Raw genomic sequence first — 11,617 nt, 5'->3', positions numbered from 1 at the left:
CCACCGCTTGACCCACCCCCGCGCCGCGGGACACTATATCCACCCGGGTCACTTCTCGATGAAAATCCCGGGTCAACTCTCAGCGGAAATCAACAGAGAGTTTCAAGTTTTTCATTTCTCCCCCTGATGAACTGCTTGCGTTGGGCAACGGATCGTTCTCACGCGATGCGAAGGGAGCGGCCTTCATCCAAGGGACGCTTCCAAGCGCCCCGAAATGCCCCACTTGCCGTGGCTTTCTACATCGAAATGGCATGCAGGTAGGTCACATAAAGGCGAAGCGCGAAGGCGGCATGGGGGTCATCGAAAACTCGATGATGCAGCACCCTTTCTGCAATAGCACGATGGCTAATTAACGGTATCTCGCACAGGAACTATCGGATCTCGCATATCGGTTCGGCACGCCGCGCGCATAGTCTCCGAAACGGCATCAAGCTATTCCCCGGTTACGCTTCATAAGCCAGCCTAGGAACTTGCAGGACCGACGCAGTGAGCACCGCATTACAATTGCCCAAGGTAGAGTCTGCCGCGCCTCCAAGCCTTCGCTTGCAAAAACTGACGTGAAGGTGCGTGAAAAGCTTCCCATCCAGGCCCCACCGGAAGACCGTTACGGAAGCAACAGCGACGCGTCCCCGTATGAGTAGAAACGATAGCCATTCTCGATGGCATGGGCGTAAGCCTCTTTCATAAGCTCCGTCCCCATCAACGCACTGACCAGCATGAACAGGGTCGAGCGTGGCAGATGGAAGTTGGTCACCAGCCCGTCGATCCCGCGGAAACGATAGCCCGGCGTGATGAAGATCGCGGTATCGCCCTCGAACGGCCGGATCACCCCGTCCTCGCCCGTCGCGCTCTCGATCAGCCGCAGGCTGGTCGTGCCGACCGCGATCACCCTGCCCCCGGCGGCGCGCACCGCGGTGAGGCGGTCGGCGGTCGCCGCGTCGATCCGGCCCCATTCGGCGTGCATCTTATGCTCCGCAGTGTCGGTCGCCTTGACCGGCAGAAAGGTGCCCGCGCCGACATGCAGCGTCAGCGTGGCATGCGCGATCCCGGCGGCAGCGAAGCGCGCCATCAGGTCGGGGGTGAAGTGCAACGCCGCGGTGGGCGCTGCGACCGCGCCCTTTTCGGCGGCGAACATCGTCTGGTAATCGTCGGCGTCCTGCGCATCGGCGGCGCGGCGCGCGGCGATATAGGGCGGCAGCGGCATCCGCCCGGCGCGCTCGAGCAGCAGTTCGACCGGCTCGTCGCCCTGGAATTCGAGCGCGAAACTGCCGTCTTCGCCGCGATCGTGCGCGGTCGCGATGACGCCGCTGCCAAAATCGATCGCGTCGCCATCGCGCAACCGCCGCGCATTCCGGATGAAGGCGCGCCAGCGACGCGGCCCCTCGCGCTTGTGCAGCGTCGCGCCGATCCGCGAATCGCCGCGCGTCCCCTCGAGCTGCGCCGGGATAACGCGCGTGTCGTTGAACACGAGCAGATCGCCCGCGCGTAACGCCCCCGGCAGATCGCCGACGCTGCGGTCGTGCAGCGCAGTGCCCTCGACCACGAGCAGCCGCGCCGAATCGCGCGGCGACGCCGGGCGCAGCGCGATCCGCTCGGGCGGCAGGACAAAGTCGAACAGGTCGACGTTCATTGACCGCATGCTCCCCGCCGCGAAGACCTGGCTTACGCGGCCTTCTTCTTCGGTGCAGCGGCCGGCTTGCCCTTGAGCATCGGCTTCACCGCCGGCTTGCTCGGGGCAAGCGTAGCAGGCGCGATCGTCGGCTCGGGCGCCGGCGGCGCAGGCACATAGGCCGGCGGGCTGTCGGCGGCGATATAAGCGTGGAGGATGCGCGACGGGCGCGTCGGCGGCTCGCCGCGCGCGATCGTGTCGACATATTCCATGCCAGAGATCACGCGACCGAAGATCGTGTACTTCTTGTCGAGCTTCATGTTCGGGTTGAACACGATGAAGAACTGGCTGTTCGCGCTGTTCTCCGCCTTGGTCACCTGCTCGACGGTCGCGCCTTCGGCCGAGCCTTCGCGCGCTGCCGAGACCGCGCCGCGGACGTGCGGCAGCCAGTTGAACTCGGCGGGAACGTCCGGGAGCGTCGAACCGCCTGTGCCGTCGCCCTTGGGGTCGCCGGTCTGCGCCATGAAGCCTTCGATCACGCGGTGGAACAGCAGGCCGTCATAGAAATGCTGGCGCGTCAGCGTCTTGACACGCTCGACCATTTTCGGCGCGGCGTCGGGGCGCAGCCAGATGATCACGCGGCCGCCGGTCGACAAATCGAGGTACAGCAAATTCTCGGGGTCGGTCGCCGACGGGATCGGCGGGCGGCCGGCAGTCGTCACGACCGCGGACTTGGCGTCGTCCTTCTTCTTGTTGGCAAGGGCGGGTCCGGCGAGAAACGCCAGGAGAAGGACAAACAGGCTGGCAACGAAACGCATTATTTCCCCGCGAAATATCTCGGAATGGAGTTGCGCTTAGACCATGTGCCGCTTTGCGCCAAACTGAACGTTGCCGGGCAAAGGCGACCGAATTAGGGCCGCATGCCCTTTCGGCCGATCTGCTCGACGCGGTCGACGACGTCTTGCGCCACGCTCGGCGTCACGAACCGCGTAACCGGCCCGCCATGGAAAGCGATTTCCTTGACCAGCCGGCTCGCGATCGGCTGGAGCGCCACGTCGGCCATCAGGAACACCGTCTCGACGCGGTCGTTGAGCGCGCGGTTCATGCCCGTCAGCTGATACTCATATTCGAAATCGGTGACGCCGCGCACGCCGCGCAAGATGATGTTTGCCCCCTGGGCCTCGGCGAAATCCATCAGCAGCGAATCGAATGCTACGACGCTGACGCCCTCGATCTCAGCGGTTTCGCGCTCGATCATCGCGAGCCGCTCGTCGAGCGTGAACATCGGCGACTTGGACGCATTGGTCGTGACGCCGATGACGAGCCGGTCGACCAAGGTCGCGCCGCGCCGAATGATGTCCATATGCCCCAGCGTCACCGGGTCGAACGTCCCCGGATAGACGCCGATGCGATCGGTCAACGATCGCGCTCCAGCGTGAAGCGGGCGATATCGCGGAGCAGATCGGCTTCGGGGCCGAAATGCTGGAGATGCTGGATCGCCTGATCGACCAGCATCCGCGCCTGCGCGCGCGCGCGGTCGAGACCGAGCAGCGAGAGGAAGGTTTCCTTCCCCGCGCCTTCGTCCTTGCCGAGCTTCTTGCCGACGGCGGCCTCGTCGCCCTCGACGTCGAGAATGTCGTCGGCGATCTGGAAGGCGAGCCCCATGTCGCGCGCATAGCCACGCAGGCCCACGCGCCCCTCGGGCGGCACCTTGCCGAGGATCGCACCTGCCTCGACCGAACAGGCGATCAGCGCGCCGGTCTTCATCGCCTGGAGCCGCGTGACGGTCGGCAGGTCGAAGGTCGATTTCTCGGCCTCCAGATCCATCGCCTGCCCGCCCGCCATGCCCGACGGGCCGGCCGAGCGCGCGAGATCGAGCACCAGCTCGCTGCGCACGAACGGATCGGGATGCGTCGCGGGATCGGCGAGAATCTCGAACGCCAGCGCATGGAGGCAATCCCCCGCGAGAATCGCGGTCGCTTCGTCGAACGCCTTGTGCACCGTCGGCTTGCCGCGCCGCATGTCGTCATCGTCCATCGCGGGGAGATCGTCATGGATCAGCGAATAGACGTGGATGCATTCGATCGCGGTGGCGACGCGCCCGGCGCAATCGCGATCGACCGCGAACAGCCGCGCCGTCGCGAAAACGAGCAGCGGTCGCAACCGCTTGCCCCCGCCGATCGCGGCATGGCGCATCGCGCGATACAGATCGGCGCGCGGGTCATTGGGGATGGTGAGGAAGGTGTCGAGCCGGCGATCGACGTCGGCGCCGACCTGAGACAAGGCCGCCTTGAGCGACAGGGACGCTGCGGTCATGCCATCAACCTGCGGCAAAGGGCTGCGTGCCGACGGCACGCCCCTCGCTGTCGGTACGGATCGCTTCGATCCGCGCCTGTGCCGCCGTCAGACGGTCGTCGCAACGACGCCGCAATTTATCGCCGCGCTCATAGAGCGCGATCGCCTGGTCGAGCGGCGCATCGCCGCTCTCGAGCCTCGACACGATCCCCTCCAGTTCCTTGAGCGCCGCTTCGAACGTCAACTCTTCGATCGGTGTATCCATTTGGCAGCTATGCGGCACGCGAGCGTTTGGGGTCAAGGATACGCGAGGCCTCGGTTGCGTTTGTTGTTCGTCCCCAATGAGGAATACCCCATGTTTACCAGCATCGACCCCGCCACCGGCGCGCCGGGCCAATCCTATGCCGAGCTGACCGGCGCAGAAATCGAGATCAAGCTCCAGCGAGCGCACGACACCTTCCGCGAATGGCGGCTGACCGATCTCGCGACCCGCACCGCCCTACTCGAGCGAATCGCCGAGCAATTCGACGCCAATACCCAGCGCCTCGCCGAAACCGCGACGCGCGAAATGGGCAAAACGCTCAAGTCCGCCATCGCCGAGGTGCAGAAATGTGCGCAGGCGTTCCGCCATTATGCGCAGGAAGGCGCGGCCATGCTCGAACCGCGCAGCTTCCCCGGCGCGACCGCGACGTGGCATCCGATGGGTCCGGTGCTCGCGGTGATGCCGTGGAATTTCCCGTATTGGCAGGTCGTGCGCTTCATGGCGCCGACGATCCTGGCGGGCAATGTCGGGCTGCTGAAGCACGCGTCGAGCGTGCAGGGTTGTGGAGCGGCGCTCGAGGAGATGGTGATCGCCGCGGGCGGTCCAGCGGGGTTGTTCCAGAATCTGGCGATCAAGTCGGACAAGGTCGATGCGCTGATTGCCGATGATCGGATCGTCGCGGTGACGCTGACGGGCAGCGAAGGCGCCGGGATGAAGGTTGCCGAGGCGGCGGGCCGTGCGCTCAAGAAGGTCGTGCTCGAACTTGGCGGGTCGGACCCGTTCATCGTGATGTCCTCGGCCGATCTCGATGCGGCGGCCAAGGCCGCGGTGACCGCGCGCGTGCAGAATACGGGCCAGTCGTGCATCTGCGCCAAGCGGATGATCGTCCATGCTGACATCTACGACGCCTTCCTCGAGAAATTTTCGGCGGGGATGCAGGGGGTCGTCGCCGGCGACCCGATGGATGCGGCGAGCGACATGGGCCCGCTATCGAGCGAGGAGCAGCGCGCGACGGTACTCGGCCAGCTCAAGCTGTTCGAGCAGGCGGGCGCGAAGCTGCTGTTCGGCGGCGAGGCGCTTCCCGGCAAGGGCGCGTATATGTCGGCCGGCATTCTGGTCGACGTGCCGACTGATCACGAAGTCGCGAACGAGGAACTGTTCGGGCCGATCGCGATGCTGTTCAAGGCGGCGGATATCGACGAGGCAATCGGTATCGCCAATGCCGTGCCGTTCGGACTGGGCTCGTCGGTGTGGACTCAGGACCAAGCGGAGCGCGCGCGTTTCGAGCGCGATATCGAGGCGGGGATGATCGCGGTCAACAAGATGCTGGCAAGCGCGCCCGAGGCGCCGTTCGGCGGGGTGAAGCGCTCGGGACACGGGCGCGAGTTGGGGCCATACGGGCTGCACGAGTTCATGAACCTGAAGACCGTGCTGGGGTAAGGTGCCTCCCGCCCTCTCCCGCGAGCGGGAGAGGCTACGGAGACTTGGGTCGCGCTTCTTCAGCGCGGCCCTGGTCGTCGTCGGTGAGGGTCTTCCTTTTTTACGAGCGTCGAGAATCAGAAGAAAAAGATCCTCACCCAACCCTCTCCCGCAAAAGCGGGAGAGGGCTTTGAAGGCTTGCATTCAGTCCATCGTCAGCACGATCTTCCCGATATGATCCCCCGCCTCCATCCGCGCATGCGCAGCGGGGGCTTCGGCGAGCGGGAAGCTGCGGTCGAGGATCGGCTTTAGCCGGCCCGCTTCGACATGCGGCCACACCGTGCGGTGGAGTTCGTCGGCGACGAGGCTCTTGAACGCCGAATCGCGCGGACGCAGCGTCGATCCGGTCAGCGTCAGGCGGCGGCGCATGATGTCGAAGATCGGGATGGTGGCGGTCGCCCCGCCCTGCACCGCGATCGACACGTGCCGACCGTCTTCGGCCAGGCATTGGAGGTTGCGCGGCAAATAGTCGCCGCCGACCATGTCGAGCACGACCGCGCAGCCCTGGCCGTCGGTGATCTTGGCGACCCGTTCGACGAAATCCTCGGTCTTGTAATTGATCGCATGCGCCGCGCCGAGTTTCAGCGCCGAGGCGCATTTGTCGTCGGAGCCCGCAGTGATGATCACGCTCAGCCCGAAGATCGCGCCGAGGCTGATCGCCATCGTCCCGATCCCGCTCGTCCCGCCATGCACCAGCACGGTGTCGCCTTCGGTCGCATAGCCGCGCTCGAACAAATTGGTCCACACGGTGAAGAGCGTTTCGGGCAAAGCCGCTGCCTCGATCATCGACAAGGCATGCGGCACGGGCAGCACTTGCCCCGCCGCAACCGCGACATATTCGGCATAGCCGCCACCCGCGAGCAAGGCGCAGACGGGCTGCCCCATCAGCTCGAAATCGACGTCAGCGCCTTGCGCGACGACGATTCCCGACACCTCGAGCCCCGGGATCGACGGCGCGCCCGGCGGCGGCGCGTAGCCGCCCTTGCGCTGGAGCACGTCGGGCCGGTTGACCCCGGCCGCGGCCACACGGATCAGCACTTCATCGGGGCGCAGTGTCGGAACGGGCCGTTCGACCACGCGCAGGACTTCGGGTCCGCCCGGACCATCGGGGTCGATTGCGCGCATGGTATCCGGAATTCCGTCCATCGATCTTATGCCCCGTTTTGCCTGCGCGCCTTATTGACATGGCCGCTCGCCGGGTCAACGATCCCGCAATGGACTTGGACGAGATTCTCCCGAAACGCGCGGGCGATCCGCTCGCGGCGCTGATCGCGCAGGACCTCGACCCGTTGTCGGTCGCGGAACTTGAGGCGCGGGTTGCCGCGCTGCAAACCGAGATCGCGCGCACAACCGCGAAGATGGAACACGCCGCCAGCCATCGCGTTGAAGCCGATAATCTGTTCAAGTCTTGATGCGAGCCAGCCCTCCCATCCGCTATAAGATGGCAGTAAGGGCGGCGAACGATTTTCAAGTGCTTGCAGTGGCGGATACGCCTTCCAACATAGGCGCAAAGGGCTGCGCTTTCGCCGCAGCCCGCAAGGAGTGAAGACCTGATGCCATCCTTTGCCTCCGCGCTTGAAACCACGCTTCACAAGGCGTTGGAAGCCGCGTCGTCACGTCGCCACGAATATGCGACGCTCGAACACTTGCTGCTGGCGCTGATCGATGACGAGCATGCCTCGAAGGTGATGCAGTCGTGCAACGTCGATACCGCCGAGCTGACCGCGACCGTCAAACATTATCTCGATACCGAGCTCGAAGCCTTGAAGGTCGATGCGGCGACCGACCCCTCGCCGACCAGCGGCTTCCAGCGCGTCGTCCAGCGCGCGATCCTCCACGTCCAGTCGTCGGGCCGCGACGAAGTAACCGGCGCCAACGTGCTCGTCGCTCTGTTCAGCGAGCGCGAGAGCTATGCCGTCTATTTCCTGCAGCAGCAGGACATGAGCCGGCTCGATGCGGTGAGCTTCATCAGCCACGGCGTCGGCAAGGGCGGCGCGGCACCCGAAGCGTCAACTCCCAAGGGCGTCGAGGAAGAGAAGCCGCAAAAGCCCGGCGAGAAGGGCAAGAGCGAGTCTGCGCTCAAGCAGTTCTGCGTCGATCTCAACGAGAAGGCCAAGAAGGGCAAGGTCGATCCGCTGATCGGTCGCGGCCCCGAGGTTGATCGCACCGTGCAGATCCTGTGCCGTCGTTCGAAGAACAACCCGCTCTATGTCGGCGATCCCGGTGTCGGGAAGACCGCGATCGCGGAAGGCCTCGCGCGGAAGATCGTCGAGGGGAATGTTCCCGAGGTGCTGCTGCCGGCGGTGATTTACTCGCTCGACATGGGCGCGCTGCTGGCCGGCACGCGCTATCGCGGTGACTTCGAGGAACGCCTCAAGGCGGTCGTCACCGAGCTCGAGAAGATGCCCGATGCGATCCTGTTCATCGACGAGATCCACACCGTGATCGGCGCTGGTGCCACCAGCGGCGGGGCGATGGACGCGTCGAACCTGTTGAAGCCGGCGCTGTCGGGCGGCACGATCCGCTGCATCGGCTCGACGACGTACAAGGAGTTCCGCAACCACTTCGAGAAGGACCGCGCGCTGCTGCGGCGCTTCCAGAAGATCGACGTCAACGAGCCGACGATCGAGGACACGATCAAGATTCTCGCGGGCCTGCGCTCGGCGTTCGAGGACCATCACAAGGTCAAGTACACCCCCGACGCGATCAAGTCGGCGGTGGAACTCTCGGCGCGCTACATCAACGATCGCAAGCTGCCCGACAAGGCGATCGACGTGATCGACGAGGTCGGCGCGATGCAGATGCTGGTGCCGCTCGCCAAGCGCAAGAAGACGATCACGTCGCGCGAGATCGAGCAGGTCATAGCAACGATGGCGCGCATCCCGCCAAAGTCGGTGTCGACCGACGACACCAAGGCGCTCGAATCGCTCGAGACCGATCTCAAGCGCGTGGTGTTCGGGCAGAATGCGGCGATCGAGAAGCTGGCGTCGGCGATCAAGCTGTCGCGCGCTGGCTTGCGCGATCCCGAGAAGCCGATCGGCAACTATCTGTTCACCGGCCCGACGGGCGTCGGCAAGACCGAAGTCGCCAAGCAGCTCGCGACCATCATGGGGATTCCGCTCCAGCGGTTCGACATGTCCGAATATATGGAACGCCACTCGGTCTCGCGGCTGATCGGTGCGCCGCCGGGCTATGTCGGGTTCGACCAGGGCGGTTTGCTCACCGATGCGATCGACCAGCAGCCGCATTCGGTGCTGTTGCTCGACGAGATCGAGAAGGCGCATCCCGATTTGTTCAACATCCTGTTGCAGGTGATGGACAACGGTCGCCTGACCGACCAGCACGGCAAGACGGTCGACTTCCGCAACGTCATCTTGATCATGACGACCAATGCGGGTGCCAGCGACATGGCGCGCGAAACGCTCGGCTTCGGCAACCTCACCCGTGAGGGCGAGGACGAGCAGGCGGTGCAGAAGATGTTCACGCCCGAGTTCCGCAACCGTCTCGATGCGATCGTGCCGTTCGGCTATCTGCCGACCGAAGTGGTCGCGCGCGTGGTCGACAAGTTCATCCTGCAGCTCGAGCTGCAGCTGGCCGACCGCAACGTCCATATCAAGCTCGACGACGAATCGAAGACGTGGCTCACCACCAAGGGCTATGACAAGCTCTACGGTGCCCGCCCGATGGGCCGCTTGATCCAGGAAAAGATCAAGCAGCCGCTTGCCGAGGAATTGCTGTTCGGCAAGCTGGTCCATGGCGGCGAGGTGACGGTCAAGCTGAAGGACAACGCGCTTGCGTTCGAGATCACTTCGGCCCCACCCAAGAAGCCCAAGAAGAAGCCGGTGAGCCGCACCGACAAGGACACGACCACGGTAAAGTGACCGATATGACCGCTGGGTGCGAACACCGCGTTCGCGCCCGGCGGTCCTGTTTGCCGTAGAGACCGCTGGCCCGGCGATCGAGATTGCGCCCAGCCGCAATCCCTCCAGCCGCATTAACGGTCTTTTCGTCAAAGGCGCTCTATGGCGCCGCTATGCAAAGTGCGCCGCACTACCGTCTTTTGAGCCTTGTCGCCGCTTTTCTGCTGGCGCTTGGCTGGTCGTGCCCCGTCACTGCGCAGACCGACCGATCCGGCCAGCCGGTCTCTGTCTGTGTCGTCCGCGCCCAGCCTGGGATGACGCCGCAGTCGCTGTTTGTCGGCACGACACGCTTCGACTGCAATCCGCAACAGACGACGCTTGGCGGCGGCGATTATTGGGTGCGCTCGGTTCCGGTGCAGCGATCGGGTCCGGTCGAAATCCGCGTCGCCAGCCTGTGGCAGCGCGCCGTGACGCTCTACGCGCTCTACGCCGATGGCACGGTCGTATCGCAACGGCTCGATCAACAAGGCACGATGCGGCATATCCAGCTCGGCGCGATCGTCGGCCAGCCGCTGCCCGCGCGCGGTGCACCGCTGGTTCGATTGCTCTGGCATGTCGAAGGTGCTGCCAATCTGCGCGGCATCCTGCGCGATGCGCGGATCGCGACGCCTGAACAAGCCGTGCGATCGAACCTGCTGCTGGCCGCGCTGTATGGCGGGTTCGCCGGCCTGTGCATCGCGCTGTTCACCTATAATCTGGCGCTGTGGGCGACGCTGCGACATCGATTCCAGCTTGCGTATTGCGCGATGGTGCTGGGGTTGTTGTGCTACGCCATTTCCTCGTCGGGCGCGCTCGCCTGGGCTTGGCCCGAGCTTGCCAATAACGACCGGATGCGCATCAACTACCTTACGCTCGGCGTATCGGCGGTGGCTGCCCTGCTGTTTGCGCGGACCTTTTTCGAGCCGCGCGTCTTTGCAGGCGGGCTGGGGCGACTGTTCACCGTTGCCGCCGCGACGATGCTCGCGGCGACGCTCGGCTATGCGCTGTTCGGGCCGAGCAATGTCTGGCTGCTCGACCGCTGCTTCACCTTGGCGTTTGCCGGCCAATTGCTTGTCGTCGGGTCGATGCTGTGGCGCGCGTGGCGGACACGGAGCAACTATCTGTGGCTGTTCGCCCTCGCCTGGGGCGCGCCAGTATTCGTCGCCTGCTTCCGCGTGGCGAGCGGGCTCAGCCTGATCCAGTGGAACTTCTGGATCGACAATTCGACGATCGTGATGATGACACTCGAAGCCTTGCTGTCGAGCTTTGCGATTGCCTACCGCGTGCGCGTGCTCAGTCTCGAGCGCGATGCCGCGCGCGAAGGCGAGCTCGCCGCGCTGTTGCTCGCCGAGATCGATCCGCTGACCGGCCTGCTCAACCGCCGTGCCTTTCTGGCGGCCGCGATCGGGCGCACGGGCGAGCAAATGCTGCTCATCCTCGATCTCGACCATTTCAAGCTGATCAACGAAACGATCGGCCATGACGGCGGCGACGACGTGCTCCGCGCGGTCGCGCGCACGCTGCAACTGTCGGTTCCCGACGCGGCGCTCGTCGCGCGGATCGGCGGCGAGGAATTTGCGATCGTGCTTCCCGCCGACACCCCGATCGAACCCCGCGACATTCTCGATCGATTGCGCGCGACGCGGATGCCGTACGACGTCGCGGTGACCGCGAGCATCGGCAAATGCATTGGCCCATTGCACCGTGAAGTCGATTGGAAGGCGCTCTACGGCGCCGCCGACCGGGCCTTGTACGACGCCAAGAGCGCCGGGCGCGATCGCGCGCGGATCCGCGCGCTGCCCGACCGCATCGCCGCGTGAGACGCCTTGCCGCGAATCGGCACTGAGCGTACAAGCGCAGCCCAAGGGGATATGCTGTGCGCAACCGTCGCATCATGGTCGGGTTCGTCGCAGTCGTCGCGCTGATCGCGGTGGCGCGCCATCCGAGCGCCGATATCCAGATCCTCACCCATGATTCGACCGACCCCGCGCCGCATCGGATGAAGGCCGCGATCGATCTCGGTCTCGTCGGCATTTCGGTGCTGGTGACCTGGACGGGAAACCATTTGTAATC

The 11,617-nt window shown here is 64.9% G+C and carries 11 protein-coding genes; 5 read left to right on the top strand and 6 right to left on the bottom strand.

Annotated features, from left to right (window positions below):
* Positions 1-604: 604 nt before the first annotated feature.
* The 5 genes from queA to ABIB28_RS12040 form a co-directional block, all read right to left on the bottom strand.
* A complete protein-coding gene (gene queA, locus ABIB28_RS12060; protein WP_354288317.1) occupies positions 605-1,630 on the bottom strand; it encodes a tRNA preQ1(34) S-adenosylmethionine ribosyltransferase-isomerase QueA in 1,026 nt (341 codons plus the stop codon).
* Positions 1,631-1,662: 32 nt separating this feature from the next.
* The gene (locus ABIB28_RS12055; RefSeq protein WP_133190235.1) at positions 1,663-2,427 is read right to left on the bottom strand and encodes a peptidylprolyl isomerase; all 765 of its coding nucleotides are present in this window, start codon (positions 2,425-2,427) and stop codon (positions 1,663-1,665) included.
* Positions 2,428-2,519: 92 nt separating this feature from the next.
* Positions 2,520-3,029 (bottom strand): pantetheine-phosphate adenylyltransferase, encoded by a 510-nt coding sequence (gene coaD / locus ABIB28_RS12050; protein ID WP_354288316.1) that lies wholly within the window; start codon positions 3,027-3,029, stop codon positions 2,520-2,522.
* The gene (locus ABIB28_RS12045; RefSeq protein ID WP_133190245.1) at positions 3,026-3,925 is read right to left on the bottom strand and encodes a polyprenyl synthetase family protein; all 900 of its coding nucleotides are present in this window, start codon (positions 3,923-3,925) and stop codon (positions 3,026-3,028) included. The genes coaD and ABIB28_RS12045 overlap by 4 nt, the downstream gene beginning before the upstream one ends.
* Positions 3,926-3,929: 4 nt before the next feature.
* Positions 3,930-4,169, bottom strand: coding sequence for an exodeoxyribonuclease VII small subunit (locus ABIB28_RS12040; RefSeq protein ID WP_010185119.1), 240 nt, complete (start codon positions 4,167-4,169; stop codon positions 3,930-3,932).
* A gap of 9 nt (positions 4,170-4,178) precedes the next feature.
* On the opposite strand from ABIB28_RS12040, the gene ABIB28_RS12035 reads away from it, so the two are divergent.
* Entirely contained in the window at positions 4,179-5,606 is a 1,428-nt protein-coding gene (locus tag ABIB28_RS12035) for an NAD-dependent succinate-semialdehyde dehydrogenase (RefSeq protein ID WP_354288315.1), read from the top strand.
* 183 nt (positions 5,607-5,789) lie between these two features.
* On the opposite strand, the gene ABIB28_RS12030 is transcribed toward ABIB28_RS12035, so the two are convergent.
* Complete coding sequence (locus tag ABIB28_RS12030) at positions 5,790-6,770, bottom strand: NAD(P)H-quinone oxidoreductase (protein ID WP_322160638.1); 981 nt, start codon at positions 6,768-6,770, stop codon at positions 5,790-5,792.
* Between the two features lie 89 nt (positions 6,771-6,859).
* Here ABIB28_RS12030 and ABIB28_RS12025 point away from each other — a divergent pair, with 89 nt between their 5' ends.
* The 4 genes from ABIB28_RS12025 to ABIB28_RS12010 all read left to right on the top strand — a co-directional run bounded on the left by ABIB28_RS12025 (position 6,860) and on the right by ABIB28_RS12010 (position 11,615).
* A complete protein-coding gene (locus ABIB28_RS12025) occupies positions 6,860-7,057 on the top strand; it encodes a DUF1192 domain-containing protein (RefSeq protein WP_354288313.1) in 198 nt (65 codons plus the stop codon).
* Positions 7,058-7,198: 141 nt separating this feature from the next.
* Positions 7,199-9,526: an ATP-dependent Clp protease ATP-binding subunit ClpA gene (gene clpA, locus ABIB28_RS12020; protein ID WP_133190253.1), complete on the top strand. Its 2,328-nt coding sequence runs from the start codon at positions 7,199-7,201 to the stop codon at positions 9,524-9,526.
* Between the two features lie 179 nt (positions 9,527-9,705).
* A complete protein-coding gene (locus ABIB28_RS12015; protein ID WP_354288311.1) occupies positions 9,706-11,364 on the top strand; it encodes a GGDEF domain-containing protein in 1,659 nt (552 codons plus the stop codon).
* Between the two features lie 56 nt (positions 11,365-11,420).
* Positions 11,421-11,615 carry a hypothetical protein gene (locus ABIB28_RS12010; RefSeq protein WP_133190257.1) on the top strand — a complete coding sequence of 65 codons (195 nt, stop codon included), beginning with the start codon at positions 11,421-11,423 and terminating at the stop codon, positions 11,613-11,615.
* Positions 11,616-11,617 lie beyond the last annotated feature (2 nt).

The sequence above is a fragment of the Sphingomonas sp. UYEF23 genome (genome assembly GCF_040546165.1).
Taxonomy (GTDB): Bacteria; Pseudomonadota; Alphaproteobacteria; order Sphingomonadales; family Sphingomonadaceae; genus Sphingomonas; species Sphingomonas glacialis.
The sequence above is the reverse complement of the archived record's forward strand: the minus strand, read 5'-3'. Positions and strand labels throughout refer to the sequence as shown.